We start from the raw sequence: 16,410 nt of genomic DNA on the forward strand, positions 1-16,410 counted from the left end.
GGGGCGTTGACATGGGTGTCAGAACGCGAATTGAACGCGAGTACGAGGAGCGGTCAGCATCGAGTCATGGTCGCACACGAGTCGCACCAGCGTGATACCTCTGCCGGGGCAAGCAGCACCAAGGCGGTCTCGACCGTCTGTCCCCGGCGTTTCCGCGAGACGGAGCGCCTCAACCGCCGGCGGGGCAGGCCGCTGCGGATCCTGCTTGCGGGCCAAGGCCGCGTGGATCAGCGCCTGTTGGCGACCATCGGGGAGCGGTTGACGGCGCGCGACGAGGTCGGGGCGGCGCTGGCGAGCGCACTGCGGATCACCGACGCGGCGCACCCGGGCAAGGTGACGATGCGGCAGTTCCGCCATGCGCTGGCCGAGGGGATCGATGCGGTGGCGAACCCTTCCAGGGCACTGCGCGACTTCTTCGCGGCGGTCGATCCGGTGCCGGACTGGGTGGACTTCGACCTGGTCAACGAGGGCGGCCGGGTGGCCCGCCGATTCGGCCGCAACGCGGCTGACGTCATGACGCAGTTGGCGCTGATCGGCTCCTACCGCTTCGACGGGCCGCCGCGGGTGCTGGTCGAGACCGGCGGCCTTACCGGAGGCTCCGCCCTGCGCAGGATCGCCGAGACCCAGCAGTGGGCGACCGCGGTCGCCGGCCATGACGCGATGCGCCGCCACGGCCAGGGCTTCCAACTCACGCTGCACGTACGGCTCATGCACGCCCTGGTCAACCACCAGCTCGAGCAGAGCGGTGACTGGGACACCGGCCGCGGGGGGCTGCCGGTCAACCAGTCCGATCTCGCGGCCACTCTGGGCCTGTTCAACGCCGTCCAGCTGCTGGGAGTGCGGCTGCTCGGGGTGCGCGTCACCCGCGGCGAATCCCGTGCGCTCATGCACCTGTGGAAGTACGTCGGCCATCTGATGGGCGTCGACGAGGACTGGCTCTGCGACCGCGAGCTTCTCCAACACCGCCTGAACTACCACTTGCTGCTCACCCAGAGCTATGGCGGTCCCGCCGGTCCGCCCCTGGCCAACGCCCTGGTGGAGACCCAGGGCGCCCTGCACTTCGCCCGCTTCTCCCGCGTGCGCCGCACCTACGCACGAGCGCGGCTGCTGAGCATGCTGCGCTACTTCCTCGGCCGCCAGGGCATGCGGGACCTCAAACTGCCCCCGGCCTGGCCCTGGGCCGTTCCGCCCCTGGTGGCTGCCAACCTCGTGCGCTACCAGATCCTCGGACGCACCACCGCGGGCCGCGCCTACCTGCTGCGCAGCGGCGATCGTTTCGTCCGACGCCATCTGGGGCGCCACTTCGGCGAACAGGCCCCGGGCCTCGCGACCCTTCAGGTCAGGGCACCTCGTCGCTCCCCCAGCTGACGCCTGCGGTCCTGGTCGCAGGATGACTGCTCGTCACCCACGCCACCCCCGGGTGCGAGGCGGACTTCAGCTCTCGGGTTTCTTCCGGAGCCCGCGCAGGCGCTGTGCGGTGCCGGGCAGGGCGAGCGACCACAGCTGCTCCCGCGTCTCCTCCTCCACCACCTGGTCGTGGCCCCGTCCGTCGCCCGCGCGCCGCAGCGTTTGTTTGGTCCGGCGCAGGAGTTCCGGTTCGACGGTGCCCGCTGCGGCGGCGAGGGCGTGGGCCGCCGGGAGCAAGTCCGCGTCGGGGACGCACCGGTGGGCCAAGCCTGCGGACGCGGCCGCCGCGCCGTCCAGGCGTTCGCCGAAGAGCACCATGGCGGCGGCCGTCTGCGGGCCGACCAGACGGTGCAGCATCCAGGTGTGGCCGCCGCCCGGGTGCAGGCCGAGCTTGAGGAAGCGCGTGTCGAACCGGGCCGATTCGGCGGCCACCCGTACGTCGCAGGCCAGCGCGAGGTTGAGGCCGGCGCCGACCGCCGGGCCGTTGACGGCGGCGATGGTGGGCAGCGGAGAGCGGGCCACCCGCAGGAAGGACTCGTAGACGGTCTCGACGCCCGAGGAGTCGCCCTCGGCCGCGGCCGTGAGGTCCGTGAGGTCGGCTCCGGCGCAGAAGGCCGTGCCCGCCCCGGTGATCACGACTGAGGTGACGGCCGGGTCGTCCTCCAACTCGTCGAAGGCGGAGAGCAGTTCGCCGACGAGCAGGCCGGAGAGGATGTTGCGGCGGTCGGGGTCGTCGAGCGTGAGGGTGGCGGTGCCCTGCTCGCGCTCCACCCGCAGCAGGCCGCTCATGCGGTGCCGCCGGGGGCGGCGGACGGGGACATGGGGAGGCTCGACATGATCTCCGGTCTCTCGGGCAGTTCGAACACCCGCAGGTTGAATTTGGCTGTCTCGTGCTGGGCGGGGAACGCGGTCAGCACGTCCAGGGTAGGTGGCGCCATCCCGACGGCTGGCGGCTGGCGGAGGGTACGCCGGAAATAGCGCCTGGAGCTCCACGCGGCCTGGCACCAATAAGGCCACCTGGCGGCCCGTTGCCGCATTTTCGAGGAGTCGATGCAGGGGGGATCGACTCCAGCCAAGCAAGAGGCTCACAGCGGCACATGGAGGGCCTCTCGCCCCTTCAATGAGGGCCACCTCCGGTAATCTGGCCAGCGTCCCGGCAGTCACCGGTCCCGAGGTTCGCGAGCCTCCGGGGCCCTGTTTGCGCTGCCGTGCCCCGTCTCCGCCTGCTGTCCGGCCGCTCTCCCACCACACGGTGCGAGAGCGCGGTCCGCCATGCCCGAAAGAGAGCATCTGTGAGCACTTACGACACGCGCATCGCCACCGAAACTCCCGGATCTCAGCAGCCGGGGCAGGTGGGGGCGGCGGCGTACGACGCCAACGCGATCACTGTTCTGGACGGCCTGGACGCCGTCCGCAAGCGGCCCGCGATGTACATCGGCTCCACGGGAGAGCAGGGCCTGCACCACCTCGTGCAGGAACTCGTGGACAACTCCGTGGACGAGGCGCTTGCGGGGGTGGCCGACCGGATCGACGTGACGATCCTGGCCGACGGCGGGGTGCGGGTGGTCGACAACGGCCGCGGCATCCCGGTGGGCCTGCACCCGGCGGAGAAGCGACCGGCCGTCGAGGTGGTGCTGACCGTCCTGCACGCGGGCGGGAAGTTCGGGGGCGGCGGGTATGCGGTCTCCGGCGGCCTGCACGGGGTGGGCCTGTCGGTGGTCAACGCCCTGTCGACCCGGCTGTCGGCGCAGATCTGGACCGACGGCCACCGCTGGACGCAGGACTACCGGAGCGGCGCCCCCACCGCCCCGCCGGCCCGCCACGAGGCCACCTCCCGGACGGGCACCTCCCTGACGTTCTGGGCGGACGGCGACATCTTCGAGACCACCAACTACTCCTTCGAGACGCTGGCCAGGCGTTTCCAGGAGATGGCCTTCCTCAACCGAGGGCTCACCCTGACCCTGGCCGACGAACGGTCCTCCGCACGCGCGACCGCCGCGGCCGACGAGGCCGGCCCGGACCCGGCAGCCAAGACGGCCTCCTACCGCTACGACGGCGGCATCACCGACTTCGTCGCCTACCTCAATGCCCGCAAGGGCGAGCCGGTCCACCCCTCGGTCATCACCCTCGCCGCCGCGGACACCGGACGACTGCTGTCGGTCGAGGTCGCGCTGCAGTGGAACGGCCAGTACACCGACAGCGTGTACTCCTACGCCAACGCCATCCACACCCATGAGGGCGGCACCCACGAGGAGGGCTTCCGCACGGCACTGACCACCGTGGTCAACCGCTACGCGCGGGAGAAGAAGCTGCTGCGGGACAAGGACGCCAACCTCTCCGGCGAGGACATCCGCGAGGGCCTGACCGCGATCATCTCGGTCAAGCTCGGCGAGCCGCAGTTCGAGGGCCAGACCAAGACCAAACTGGGCAACACCGAGGCGAAGACCTTCGTGCACAAGGTCGTCCACGAGCACCTGAGCGACTGGTTCGACCGCAACCCGCACGAGGTCGCCGACATCGTGCGCAAGGCCATCCAGGCGGCCACGGCCCGGGTCGCGGCCCGCAAGGCGCGCGACCTGACCCGCCGCAAGGGCCTGCTGGAAACGGCGGCGCTGCCGGGCAAGTTGTCCGACTGCCAGTCGAACGACCCCGCCATGTCGGAGATCTTCATCGTGGAAGGAGACTCCGCCGGCGGTTCGGCCAAGTCCGGCCGCAACCCGCAGTACCAGGCGATCCTCCCGATCCGCGGCAAGATCCTCAACGTGGAGAAGGCCCGGATCGACAAAATCCTGCACAACCAGGAGATCCAGGCCATCATCTCCGCGTTCGGGACGGGCGTGCACGAGGACTTCGACATCGCCAAGCTCCGCTACCACAAGATCATCCTGATGGCGGACGCCGACGTCGACGGCCAGCACATCAACACCCTGCTGCTGACCTTCCTGTTCCGCTTCATGCGCCCCCTGATCGAGGAGGGCCACGTCCATCTCTCCCGCCCCCCGCTGTACAAAATCAAGTGGAGCCGGGACCACGTCGAATACGCCTACTCCGACCGCGAACGCACCCTGCTCCTGGAACGCGGCCGGCAGGACGGCCGCCGGACCAAGGACGACTCCGTCCAGCGCTTCAAGGGCCTGGGCGAGATGAACGCCGAAGAACTGCGCGTCACCACCATGGACCCCGGCCACCGGGTCCTGGGACAGGTCACACTCGAGGACGCGGCCGTCGCCGACGACCTCTTCTCCGTCCTGATGGGCGAAGACGTCGAAGCCCGCCGCCACTTCATCCAGCGCAACGCCAAGGACGTCCGCTTCCTCGACATCTGACCCCGGTCAGTTGAGTTTCCTTTTCACCGTGTCTTTGACGACGTAGGCCGCGCCGATCACTGAGCCCCGGGTCTGGTGCAGGACCGTTCTGAGGGACCGGCCGGATCCATGCCGGCTCGTCAGTTGTGCACAGGTGTCGGCGAAGCGGTCCGCGATGAGCGCCGGCTCATATCGCGCGGAGGACTGAAGTGCCGCCTCAGCCATACGGTGACGGAGCTCGTCCCCGTTGATGAGTTCCAGCAGTTTTCGGGCGAGGGCCTCCTCATCACCCATCGGCACGAGGCACCCGTCCACTCCATCGGCGATGATTTCTCTCGGCCCCAGTGGACAGTCGGTGGAGACGACGGGCACGCCGCACCGCATGGCTTCAACGATGGTCATGCCGAAGGACTCGTGATCGGAGGCGCTCGCGGCCAGCCCCGCTTTGAGCCACTCGGGCTCCAGGGGAGCAATTGCGCCCTTGAGGAAAACGTGGCCTTCCATGCCCAGTTCCTCGATGAGCCGCTGGAGTTTCGTCCCGTGGCCTCCCGCGACACCGGGGCCGTAAATACGCAGGTCCCAGTCAGGACGCACGGCGCGGACCGTGGCGAATGCCCGGATGAGAAGGTCGTAGCGTTTGGTCGGGACGAGTCTTCCCGCGGCGACCACCGCTTTGTCCCTGACGCCCGGTGGGGCGTTCTGCGGCGCCGGGACGGGATTGGGAAATGCCTCGACGCGTACGCCCGGAAGCGTCATGCGCTTGCGATAAGTGTCCGCATCAGCCGAAGTCGTGGTCGTCAGCATGTCCAGCTGCGGGTACAGCCGGCGCAGCGTAAGGCGCAGAGGTCGCGAGTGATTGTCGAACGTCAGGTGTTCCTGCCCGACGCGCAGCGGCCCCCGTTTGGCCTGCAGGCAGATGTGCGCGTTCAGGCCCGGCCGCGTACCCACGACGACGTCACTGGTCAGGCTGTTCAGATGCTGCGCGATCCGCTGGTCGGTCAGCCTGCTGTAGTGCGGGTACTGCGTTTCGTGCCGGGGAAAGACGGCAGCAGGTCTTCTGGCTTCGGGCAGGTCACCCTCGTATCCCTGCGTGCCCTTGCGCAAATCCACCAGGTGCCGCAGCCGGATCAGAGGATGAAGAGGGAAGACCGGAGCATCTCGGTGCCGGTAGACCGACACGATCTCCACATCATGTTGCTCGGCAAGGGCGTTGGCGAGATTGATCGTGGTACGGATCGTGCCGCCGAATCCGAAGGAATTATGGATGAGGAATGAGATGTGCAAGGTGCCGTAGCTCCAGTAGCCGGAGTCAACAATGCGGATTCGCCGTGACCCCGATGCATCAGCAGTACCGAATCGGAGCCATTCGCCATTCCAACGACAGGAGTGACCGAAGGTTGCGAGCTTTCAAGGTGTGGCGCATCCACTGCGCATGAGGGAAGTTGAGGAATCGGCACGCGGCGTCAGGCCTGTCCCGTAACGCCGGACCGCGAGAGCTCCGCCACGTCTCGGGCCGCCTCGGAACAGCGTCGATGGTTGCCCATTCCGCGCGAGTACGGCACAAAAGTCCGCCGAAGCGCCCGGCGCCACTGATGCAACCGGCGCATCCGCACCGCGGAGGGCGCGCGACACATTGACCCCCGGGGTCCCGCGGTGTTCGCTCGCCTACGGTGCACCTGGTCGTGACCGATCGCCGACATGGCTGATGGCCGGGGGTTCCGGCGCGAGCGCGTGGCCCTCTGCGGCCGGCCCGCTCGCCGCGGCCGGGGCCGGGCCCACGGGGGGACAGCGCACGGCAGTGCACGACAGCGCGGGGAGCGGCACGCATCGGCGCGCCCTCCCTCTTCCCGAGCATGCCCGGACGGCACACGGAGATCGCTGTCGACACAGGAGGAACCGACGATGACCGTTCATCAGCGCGTGGCGGCCGCCAGCGCCGTACTCGCCGCTCTTTGCGCCGTGACCGTGCTGTCCCCCGCGGGCGCGTCCGCCGATCCCGCCGTGCCGCGCACCGAGCGGGTGAGCGTCGGTCCGGAGGGTGCCGAGGGCAATGCCGCTTCGACGAGTCCCGCCATCAGCGCGGACGGGCGCTACGTCGCGTTCGTATCGGCTTCCCGCAACCTCGTCGCGAGCGACACCAATGGCACGCCCGACGCCTTCGTCCGCGATCTGCGCACGGGCAGGACGGAGCGCGTCAGCGTCAGAAGCAACGGGAAGGCGAGCCATGGTGTCGTACGGGAGGTCTCGATCAGTCCGGACGGGCGGTACGTGGTCTTCACCTCCACCGCCGACGATCTCGTCAACGGTGATCCCAACGACCTCGACGACGTCTTCCTGCACGACCGGGACACCGGCAGGACCCAGCGGATCAGCGCGACGGGCGCGTCCTACGACGGGCTGCGCAGCCAGCTGACGTACGACCCCGTGGTCAGCGGCGACGGCCGCTACGTGGCGTACGCGTCGGGCGCCGAGGACCTCGTGGCGGGCGATGCCAACGAGCGGGACGATGTCTTCCTCTATGACCGCAAGAAGAAGACCACCGAGCTTGCCCAGCTCGACAATGCGGGCCGGCAGGGGCAGGGGGACGCCTTCGCTCCCGCGTTCGCGGGCGGCTCGGGCGGGCGGTATCTGGCCTTCACCTCCAACGCCGGCAATCTGGCCGGGGTGGAGGACCACTCCTCCGCGACGGACATCTTCCTGCGCGACCGGGAGAAGGGCACCACGGAACTCATCAGCATTCCGCAGGCCTACAACCGCAAGACCCCCTCCTGGGACGCCGTTCTCAGCGGTGACGCCCGCTATGCGGCCTTCACTTCGTCCTCCCGGGTGCTGCGCCCCGAGGGACCGGTGCCGACCAGTGCGCACAACGTCTTTCTCTACGACCGCGAGGCCAAGCGCATGCGGTTGGTCAGCGCCGCCCCGGACGGCACACCGGCCAACGGGGACAGCGACGATGTGTCGCTGAGCGGGGACGGCCGCTATGCGGTGTTCACCTCCGTCGCCTCCAACCTCGCCCCTGACGCGGACGGCGACAGCAGCGCGGATGTCTTCCTGCGGGACATGGAGAGCGGGGAGGTGAGCCTGATCAGCGGGGAGAGCGAGCCGGTGGCCGAGGACACCGAGCCCGGGCCGCGGACCGGTGTCAGCGAGGGCGGCGGTGCGGTGGTGTTCGACTCCCCCGCCGGAAACCTCGTGGCCGGCGACAACAACGCCGCGGCCGATGTCTTCCTGCGCCGGCTGCGCTGACCGTCAACTGCGTTGAGAACGCTGCCTGTTCCTACACCGCTGCCGCATCCCCGGCCTCAAGGTGCGCGGCGGCCTCGGCCGCGGTATAGGAGGAGGCGAAGGTGAAGGCGCGCGGGGAGGGCCCGTGGGTCTGCAGGTCCGCCAGCCGCTCCAAAGCCTCGCCGACCGTGGGGAGGTGGCCGGCGGGGACCCACCAGAGCACCAGGTGCGCCGTGACGTGCCGTTCGAACCAGTCGCGTCGCCGGCGCATCACCTCCAGGTGGCCGCTGCGGTAGGTGAAGTCCCACAGCGCCTCCTGGGTTTCCCACACCGACAGGTTGACGATGACGTCCTGGCCCGCCGGGCGCAGGGCCGTGGCGTCGGCCGCCCCCTCCTCCACGAGCCGCCACACGAAGCCGGGTGCGCCGTCGGCGGAGGCGTTGACCGGGTCGAGCAGTTCGACGAACGGTGCGATGCGCGGGTCGTCGAGGGGATGGAGGAGCGTGGCGATGTTGAGCTCGGCGAGGTGCGCGCCATGCGCGGATGAGGTCATGGCCTCATCCCAGCACGCCCCGCTTTTCTATGTCAATGGTCATTGTTTTTAGAAGCTTCGAGCACCACGCAGCACTCCCCCGGCCGGGCGTCCATGCGGGCGCGGACCGGACCGTCCGCGCCGATCAGCCCCTCCAGCAGCGCGAGATTCATGCCGCAGACCAGCGGCGGGAAGCGCTCGGACACCGCGTGGAAAGGGCAGTTGCGCATGCGGACGACCGGGGCTGCCGTCCCGGTCGCCCGCACCGCCGCGGCTGCGCCCGCATCCGTGCCCGCGTCGTCGTCTTCGGTGGGCCGCACGCCCCCGACGCCCTCGGCGGCGCCTTCCAGGTGCGGTTCGTAGCCGCGGGCGGCCAGCATCTCCAGGGCCTCATCGAGCCCGCCGCAGGGTGCTTCCGCTCCGCGCAGCGTCTCGCCCCGGCGGCGCGCGGCCGCGAACAGCCCGGCATCGAGACCGGCTTCTTCGGCAGCCTCGGCGAGCAGTTCGGCGACGGTGCGGTAGTCGCGGGCGGGCAGCGACACCGACCGCTCGGTCCGCGCCCGTGTGTACACCTTGGCGGGGCGGCCGGCCCCCGGCCCGGAGCGGCCCGTCAGGCGGCGGCTTCCGCTCTCCAGCAACCCGGCGTCCACCAGCTTGTCCAGGTGGTGTGCGGCGAGGTTGCGCGCCACCCCGGCCGCCTCGGCGGCTTCGTTGCGGCCCACTTCACGGCCCCGGGCCGCCACGTACTCGTACAGGCGGCGCCGCACCGGATCCTGCAGCACCGCGATCGCGTCGATGTCTTCCACCCCGCCATTCTAGGAACAACGCGGGTTGGAGATAGAAAGCCGGGGGTCAGGATTCGCGCTGGTTGTAGGCGTCGGCGGACCGCTCGTTCAAGGCGCTGCCCCACGACTGGAACCGGCCGCTCACCGCCCCATCGGGCGGATCGACCTCGGCGCCGCGGCGACGGCGCGGACGTCCCGGCGGCGCCTGCGGCAGCAGACGCGCCACCACGCCGTTGAGGCGTGTCGTCAGCGCGGGCGCCACCCCGTGCGCCAGATCGGCGGCCCGCGCCAGCGGCGTCAGGACCAGCCGGGTGCGGCGCCCGGCCACGGCCTTGACGATGCGTTCCGCGGCGCGCTGGGCGTTCATCGAGACCAGGGGCGCGCCGGCCGCCGCGGAGAACCAGCCGAACTCCTTGCTGCGCGAGCCGCCGAACTCGGCCTGCAGATGCGAGCCGGTGCGCATCAGGCCGGGATAGACCGCGGTGACGCTGACGCCACCGGCGGCGGCTTCGGCGTGCAGCCCCTCCGCAAGGACACCTGCTGCCGCCTTGGCACCGGCATAAGGCAGCAGATGCGGCACGCCCATCAGGCCGCCCACGGAGGAGATCACGCCGAGGCGGCCGCCGTGCTCGCTCTCCTTGAGGTACGGAAGGGCCTCCAGGCAGGTGTGCACGGCTCCCATGTACATGGTGTCGATGGCGTCCCTGAACTCCTTGGCACCGATGGCTTCCACCGGTGCGACCTGGATGATGCCCGCGTTGGCGATGACCAGGTCGGGGCCGCCGCAGGTGTCGTGGGCCGCGCGGAACAGGGCGTGGACCGCCTCCTGGTCACGGACGTCGCAGACCGCGGTGTGGACGGCGGTGCCGGGGTGCCGGTGGAGCAGCTTCTGCTGGGCCGAGGCGAGTTCACCGGCGTCACGCGCCGCGATGGTCACCGTGGCGCCGCGGGCGGCGAGCCGGTCGGCCAGGAGCAGGCCGAGGCCCCGCGATCCTCCGGTGACGACCGCACTCTGCCCGGACAGGGGCTTTTCTGTGGTCTGTGCCATGAGCGCCTGGCGCTCCTTTCTCACGTGCCGCGCCGCCGCGGCGGCGGCACCACGTGTTCGGGCCCGCGGGCTCAGGGCTTGAGCAGTGTCTTGATCATGCCGTCTTCCTTGTCCTGGAACATCTGGTAGACCTTCGGACCGTCCTCCAGCGGCAGGTGGTGGGTGGCGAAGGCGTCGACGCCCAGCGGGTCCGCGTCGGTGAGGAGCGGCAGGATGTCGCTCACCCAGCGGTGCACATTGGCCTGTCCCATGCGCATCTGGATCTGCTTGTCGAACATGGTCAGCAGCGGCATCGGGTCGACCGCGCCGCCGTACACGCCGGAGACGGAGATCGTGCCGCCGCGCCGGACGATGTCGATGGCCGCGTAGAGCGCGTCGAGGCGGTCGATGCCGAAGCGTCCCATCAGCTTCTCGGCCACGGCGTCGGGCAGCAGTCCCACGCCCCACTGGGCGGCCTTGGCCAGCGGCGCGCCGTGGGCCTCCATGCCCACCGCGTCGATGACCGCGTCGGTGCCGCGCCCGTCCGTCAGGTCACGGATCGCCTCGCCGATGTCCTTGCCGTAGCGGCGCAGGTCGAAGGCCTTGACGCCGTCGGCGTGGGCGCGGCTGAGGCGTTCCGGTACGAGGTCCACGCCCACCACGAGGCTTGCGCCGCGGTGCAGGGCGATGCGTGCGGCCATGGCGCCGATCGGACCGAGGCCCAGGACGGTCACCGTGCCACCGGGCGGGATGTCGGCGTACTCCACTGCCTGCCAGGCCGTGGGCAGGACATCGGAGAGGAAGACGAACCGGTCGTCCGGCGGTCCATCGGGCACCTTGATGGGCAGGGTGTTGCCGAAGGGGACGCGCAGCAGTTCGGCCTGGCCGCCGGGGACCTGACCGTAAAGCTTGGTGTAGCCGAACAGCGAGGCGCCGGTGCCGCGCTCCTTGACCTGGGTGGTCTCGCACTGCGAGTGCAGGCCCCGGTCGCACATGTAGCAGTCGCCGCAGGACACGTTGAACGGAACGACCACGCGGTCACCGGCCGACAGGGCGGTGACCGCGGAGCCGACCTCCTCCACGATGCCCATCGGCTCGTGGCCGAGGATGTCGCCGGGGTCGAGGTAGGGCCCGAGCACTTCGTACAGGTGCAGGTCGGATCCGCAGACGCCGGTGGACGTCACGCGCACGATGACGTCGGTCGGCGATTTGATCACCGGGTCGGGGACGGTCTCTACGCGGACGTCCCGCTTGCCTTGCCAGGTCAGTGCTCGCATGGGGGGTGCCTCCTGCTCGCGGTGTGCTCCGCCTCGCCTGTCTCCGCCGGAGCGACGGGACAGGTGCGGTCGGCGGTGGCTGTTGGTCCCTCTTCTGTGGCTTGTGCTGCTGCGGCTTGTGCCACCGGCCGCCGGGTGCCCGGCGAGGTGGAATTGACTCCTTCGGCGCCGGGATCTTCCGCTGCGCGTGCGATGCGTGCGGTGCGTGTGCGGGTCCTGAGACCTTCTGTTTCACGGGGCGGCGCCCGGGAACCCGCGCTGAAGTTCGGCGTGGACACAGCAAAGAGTGCGTGGTCACGGCAGACATCCGGCGGCGCGGGGCAGATCTCGCGGCGCGATGGAATCCGACGACGCGAGGAGGCGTCATGGAGTTGTGGTGGCAGCGAGCCGCCTGTGCTGATGAAGATCCCGAGCTGTTCTTTCCGGTCGGCACGTCGGGCCCCGCGGAGGAGGACCTGATGGCCGCGAAGCGGGTGTGCCATCGCTGCCCGGTCATCGAGCGGTGCCGCAACTGGGCGCTGGAGACCGGACAGGTCGCAGGCGTGTGGGGCGGACTGGGCGAGGACGAGCGATCGAGGCGGCGGCGCAGGGTCAAGAGGGCCCAGGCCCGCAAGACCCTGGCCAGAAACTGATCCCGGGCCGCGTGTGCGGCAGGTCAGGTCGAGTTGCCGCCCCTCCCGGGGTGCAGCTCGACGGGCTCGGCGGCACCGTCGCGAGGCGGGGCGGCTCCTGGCCCGCGGGAGGACGCAGAACGGCGGGCCTGCGTACGTGACGCATCCGTACGCGGCAGCGGGTCCGTACGCACCACCGGGCGGACCGCCGCAGGAGCTGGTCAACCGGAACGACGCCGCAGAGATGCGCGGGACCGTCCGGCGCGGTCGCGCGCCTCGCCCATGACCTTCCCGGGCTCGCCCCCGGTCTGCTCCGTCTTGCCCACGGCGTGCCGGCCGCGGTCACCCACGGCCTTGCCGGCCATCTCATCGGCCGTGCCCTTCATCTTGTCCGTACCGCCCGTGTCAGCCATGCCCGCTCCTCGATCCGGCAGTCCGCCGGGCCCCTGCCCGGCTCCCACCTGGCACGAGGCCCCGAGCCTTCAACGTAGGCGGGCCGTGCGGGCGGCGCCTGTTCTGCGGTGACCCACGGTCACCGCAGGGCGGGATCGCTCTTCGGGTCAGATCGTGGCCCGGTCAGATCGTGGCCGGAGACAAGCGGCGGGCGCGGGGAGGCGATCAGTCCTCGCCGCGCACCACGTTCCAGTCGGATGCCGTCCCGGCTTCGCCGGGCCCCCGGTCACCCGGGCGGATTCGCGCCGGGATGCAGGTCCGTATGGTGCCTGCCGTCCTCCGGCCCGACGTCGTGGCCGACCGGCTGCTCCCCGCCTGACCCCGTTCCATCGTTCCGGTGCGTCCCACCATGACGATTCCAGCCTCCTTCATCCGCCGCTCGTGCGAGCGTCCATCGCTCTTCGCTTACTCCTGCGAGTTCCACGATGTGCCGGTATCAACCCTCGCCCGGCCGGAATGCCGCCCGGCTTCCGGTACACCAACTCAACGCCAGTTTCTCCTCGTTGAGGACAAAGTATGGACGATGTGAGGCTTGCTTCGTACGCTAGGCGTCGCTCTCGTACGGAAGTCTGCGCAACGCGCGGCCAAAAGCCGCAGCCCGCACCACCGGTATGTGCATGAACTCCACTCCGCGGACACGGGCCGAGGCGGCCCGGGCCGCCTCGCAGCGCCCAGCAGGAGACAGAGTGACGCCACACGAGCACCCCACGCCCCCACACCGCATCCGCCGCCGCACGCGTCTGAGACCGCGCAGAACCGGCAGAGCCGGCAGAACCACCGGGATCCTCCTCGGACTTCTGCTCGCCGCCGGGCTCACCGCGCCGGCCGCCGGCGCCGCCGACAAGCCCTTCGCCGACCTGCCGCCGCAGGAGCCCGGCGTCACCCTGCGAGTGTTCGACGTCCAGACCCCGCTGAGCAAGCTCTGCGACCTCAAGCCCGCCCAGACCCCCAACGTCGACAAGCTGATCCCCACCATCGACTGGTCCTCCACCGAGGGCTTCGGGTTCACCGACAACTTCGTCTCGCAGATCATCGGCAACATCAACGTCCCCTCGAACGGCGCGTACACCTTCCGTCTGATCAGCGACGACGGCTCACGTCTGTTCATCGGCGACAAGCAGGTCATCGACCACGACGGGCTGCACGGCGCCGAGCCCAAGGACGGCGAGATCACGCTCGACCCTGGCTACCACCCCCTGCGCATCGACCACTTCGACCGCGGCAATGACCAGCAGGTCACCCTGCAGTGGAAGCCGCCGGGCGCCGACGCCTTCACCCTGGTGCCCAACTCCGTGCTCAGCACGGACGCCGATGTCGTACGGGTGACCGCGCCGGGCCGCAAGGAGTGCGAGGGCACCTACGACACCCCCGGCGACGGCCTGCCGCTGAAATCGGTCAACCCCGGCTACGACCTCACCGACCTGCGGCCCAAGGGATTCGAGCCGCAGGTGTCCGCGATGGACTGGCTGCCCGACGGCCGCCTCGCGGTGACCACCTGGGGCGGCAGCCAGGAGACCAAGGGCCAGGTGTACGTCCTGGACAACGTCACCGGCGACACCGGCCCGGACAAGGTCACGTACAAGAAGATCGCCGACGGGCTCAAGGAGCCGATGGGCATCAAGTACGTGGACGGCAAGCTGTATGTCTCGGAGAAGCACCAGCTGACCGAGCTCGCCGACCTCGACGGCGACAACGATGCCGGCGAGATCCGGAAGATCGCCGAGTGGCCGTACGGAGGGAACTTCCACGAGTTCGCGTTCGGGCTGCTTTACGAGAAGGGCAACTTCTATCTGAACCTGTCCGTCGCCATCAACTACGGCGGCGCGACCACCGATCCGCAGCCCGCCGCGAACCGCGGCACCACCATCAAGGTGAACAAGGCCAGCGGAAAGGTCAGTTACCTGGCCGGCGGGCTGCGCACCCCCAACGGCATCGGCCGCGGCCCGGACAACGAACTGTTCGTCACCGACAACCAGGGCGGCTGGCTGCCCGCCTCGAAACTGGTGCACGTCAAGCAGGACCGCTTCTTCAACCACTACACCAACCCCGAAGGCCCCTTCGACGACAACAGGGTCACCAAGCCGGTGCTGTGGCTGCCGCAGAACGAGATAGCCAACTCCCCCAGCACCCCCATGACCGTGCAGAAGGGCACCTTCGCCGGGCAGTTGATGTTCGGTGACGTCACCTACGGCGGGCTCCAGCGCGCCGACCTGGAGAAGGTCAACGGCGAGTACCAGGGCGCGGTGTTCCGCCATACCCAGGGCCTGGAGGCCGGCATCAGCCGCATCTCCACCGGACCCGACGGGGCGATCTACACCGGCGGTCTCGGCGCGGACGGCAACTGGGGACAGGAAGGCAAGCTCCGCTTCGGTCTGCAAAAGCTCACCCCCAACGGCAAGACCGCCTTCGACATCAAGACGATGCGCGCCACCGATGACGGCTTCAAACTGACCTACACCAAGCCGCTGTCGGACAAGACCGTCGAGAAGCTGACCAGCGGCGCCTACTCCGTCGAGCAGTGGCGCTACGCCCCCACCCCCGCCTACGGCGGCCCCAAGATCGACGAGGAGGTCCTGCCGGTCACCGGTGCCCGTATCTCCAAGGACCGCCGCACCGTCGAGCTGACCATCCCCGGCCTCAAGGCCGACCGGGTGGTGCACGTACGCTCACCGCGCCCCTTCTCCTCGGCCGACGACGAGCAACTGTGGTCCACCGAAGCCTGGTACACCCTCAACGCGCGTCCGGGCCACGACGAGCCGGTCACCACTTATGACGCCGAGTCGGCGCGCCTTTCGGGCGGCGCGGACATCGACACCGAGCACGCCGGGTTCACCGGCGCCGGCTTCGTGGACAGCTTCAAGGACCCGGGCGCCACGGCCACCTTCGACGTCCAGGCCCCGGCCAAGGGCACCTACGCGGTGGGCCTGCGCTATTCCAACGGGCCCAACCCCTCCGCCGGCACCAAGACCCTTGGGGTCAGCGTGAACGGCGGGACGGCGCGCCAGACCAGCCTGCCCTCGACCGAGACATGGAAGCGCTGGTCGACCAAGACCGAGAAGCTGGCCCTGCGCAAGGGCCGCAACACCATCTCCTACTCCTACCGGCCCGAGGACACCGGTCACATCAACCTCGACATGATCGAGGTGCGCCGGCCGGACACCCGTATCGACCTGTTCTCCGGCGGCAGCACCTCCACCGCCTGGCAGCACACCGACGGCCGCAGCGTGAAGTGGCCGCACACGGCCGACAAGTCCATCGAGGTGTGCTGCGGGGACATCCGCACCAAGCAGGCCTTCGGCGACTTCAAGCTGCACGCCGAATTCCGGGTGCCCAAGCTGCCCGACGATGTCACCGGGCAGGATCGCGGCAACAGCGGGATCTATCTCCAGGAGCGCTACGAGGTGCAGATCCTGGACTCCTTCGGCGTGGAGAAGCTCGCGAACAACGAGGCCGGCGCCATCTACACCAAGAAGGCCGCGGACGTGAACGCCTCGACCGCGCCGGAGACCTGGCAGACCTACGACATCACCTTCCGCGCCGCCCGCTTCGACGCGGACGGCAAGAAGACCGCGGACGCCAGGATCACCGTCGTGTGGAACGGCAAGAAGGTCCACGACAACGTGGCCGTCGACGGCCAGACCGGAGCGGGCGATCCCGAGTCCGCGGCGGCCGGTGCCATCCGGCTGCAGGACCACGGCAACAAGGTCCGCTTCCGCAATGTGTGGATCGAGCCCGTGGACTGATCGCAGCGGACTGACCCGGCTGATCTCACCCCGCGCTCCCCGGGC

General features: G+C 69.7%; 13 protein-coding genes. 5 read left to right on the forward strand and 8 right to left on the reverse strand.

The genetic code is table 11. From position 1 onward, the window contains the following. Nucleotides 1–66: 66 nt before the first annotated feature. Nucleotides 67–1,368 (forward strand): oxygenase MpaB family protein, encoded by a 1,302-nt coding sequence (locus ACWFR3_RS39555; protein WP_453739540.1) that lies wholly within the window; start codon nt 67–69, stop codon nt 1,366–1,368. 66 nt (nt 1,369–1,434) lie between these two features. On the opposite strand, the gene ACWFR3_RS39560 is transcribed toward ACWFR3_RS39555, so the two are convergent. Both ACWFR3_RS39560 and ACWFR3_RS39565 read right to left on the reverse strand, forming a co-directional pair. Then, on the reverse strand, nt 1,435–2,196 hold the full coding sequence (locus ACWFR3_RS39560) for an enoyl-CoA hydratase (protein ID WP_453739541.1): 762 nt from the start codon (nt 2,194–2,196) through the stop codon (nt 1,435–1,437). Further along, nucleotides 2,193–2,345 (reverse strand): hypothetical protein, encoded by a 153-nt coding sequence (locus ACWFR3_RS39565; protein ID WP_453739542.1) that lies wholly within the window; start codon nt 2,343–2,345, stop codon nt 2,193–2,195. Before ACWFR3_RS39565 ends, ACWFR3_RS39560 begins: the two co-directional genes overlap by 4 nt. A 354-nt stretch (nt 2,346–2,699) precedes the next feature. Between ACWFR3_RS39565 and gyrB the strand changes: the two genes are divergently transcribed. Then, nucleotides 2,700–4,733, forward strand: coding sequence for a DNA topoisomerase (ATP-hydrolyzing) subunit B (gene gyrB, locus ACWFR3_RS39570; protein WP_453739543.1), 2,034 nt, complete (start codon nt 2,700–2,702; stop codon nt 4,731–4,733). Nucleotides 4,734–4,739: 6 nt separating this feature from the next. Here gyrB and ACWFR3_RS39575 read toward each other — a convergent pair whose 3' ends face one another. Next, complete coding sequence (locus ACWFR3_RS39575) at nt 4,740–5,996, reverse strand: glycosyltransferase (RefSeq protein WP_453739544.1); 1,257 nt, start codon at nt 5,994–5,996, stop codon at nt 4,740–4,742. A 618-nt stretch (nt 5,997–6,614) separates the two neighbouring features. On the opposite strand from ACWFR3_RS39575, the gene ACWFR3_RS39580 reads away from it, so the two are divergent. Continuing rightward, nucleotides 6,615–7,958, forward strand: a complete 1,344-nt coding sequence (locus tag ACWFR3_RS39580) for a hypothetical protein (RefSeq protein WP_453739545.1) — start codon at nt 6,615–6,617, stop codon at nt 7,956–7,958. A gap of 31 nt (nt 7,959–7,989) precedes the next feature. Here ACWFR3_RS39580 and ACWFR3_RS39585 read toward each other — a convergent pair whose 3' ends face one another. The 4 genes from ACWFR3_RS39585 to ACWFR3_RS39600 all read right to left on the reverse strand — a co-directional run bounded on the left by ACWFR3_RS39585 (nt 7,990) and on the right by ACWFR3_RS39600 (nt 11,558). Beyond that, nucleotides 7,990–8,490 carry a DUF3291 domain-containing protein gene (locus ACWFR3_RS39585; RefSeq protein WP_453739546.1) on the reverse strand — a complete coding sequence of 167 codons (501 nt, stop codon included), beginning with the start codon at nt 8,488–8,490 and terminating at the stop codon, nt 7,990–7,992. 32 nt (nt 8,491–8,522) lie between these two features. Next, entirely contained in the window at nt 8,523–9,275 is a 753-nt protein-coding gene (locus tag ACWFR3_RS39590) for a helix-turn-helix transcriptional regulator (protein WP_453739547.1), read from the reverse strand. A 46-nt stretch (nt 9,276–9,321) separates the two neighbouring features. Beyond that, a complete protein-coding gene (locus ACWFR3_RS39595) occupies nt 9,322–10,302 on the reverse strand; it encodes an SDR family NAD(P)-dependent oxidoreductase (RefSeq protein WP_453739548.1) in 981 nt (326 codons plus the stop codon). 71 nt (nt 10,303–10,373) lie between these two features. Beyond that, nucleotides 10,374–11,558: a zinc-dependent alcohol dehydrogenase gene (locus ACWFR3_RS39600; RefSeq protein WP_453739549.1), complete on the reverse strand. Its 1,185-nt coding sequence runs from the start codon at nt 11,556–11,558 to the stop codon at nt 10,374–10,376. Nucleotides 11,559–11,923: 365 nt separating this feature from the next. Here ACWFR3_RS39600 and ACWFR3_RS39605 point away from each other — a divergent pair, with 365 nt between their 5' ends. After that, nucleotides 11,924–12,190: a WhiB family transcriptional regulator gene (locus ACWFR3_RS39605; protein WP_453739550.1), complete on the forward strand. Its 267-nt coding sequence runs from the start codon at nt 11,924–11,926 to the stop codon at nt 12,188–12,190. Between the two features lie 200 nt (nt 12,191–12,390). Here ACWFR3_RS39605 and ACWFR3_RS39610 read toward each other — a convergent pair whose 3' ends face one another. Continuing rightward, nucleotides 12,391–12,582: a CsbD family protein gene (locus ACWFR3_RS39610; protein WP_453739551.1), complete on the reverse strand. Its 192-nt coding sequence runs from the start codon at nt 12,580–12,582 to the stop codon at nt 12,391–12,393. Between the two features lie 726 nt (nt 12,583–13,308). Here ACWFR3_RS39610 and ACWFR3_RS39615 point away from each other — a divergent pair. Next, complete coding sequence (locus ACWFR3_RS39615; RefSeq protein ID WP_453739552.1) at nt 13,309–16,365, forward strand: family 16 glycoside hydrolase; 3,057 nt, start codon at nt 13,309–13,311, stop codon at nt 16,363–16,365. The last annotated feature ends 45 nt before the right edge of the window (nt 16,366–16,410 follow it).

The organism is Streptomyces sp. NPDC055189 (genome assembly GCF_053606765.1).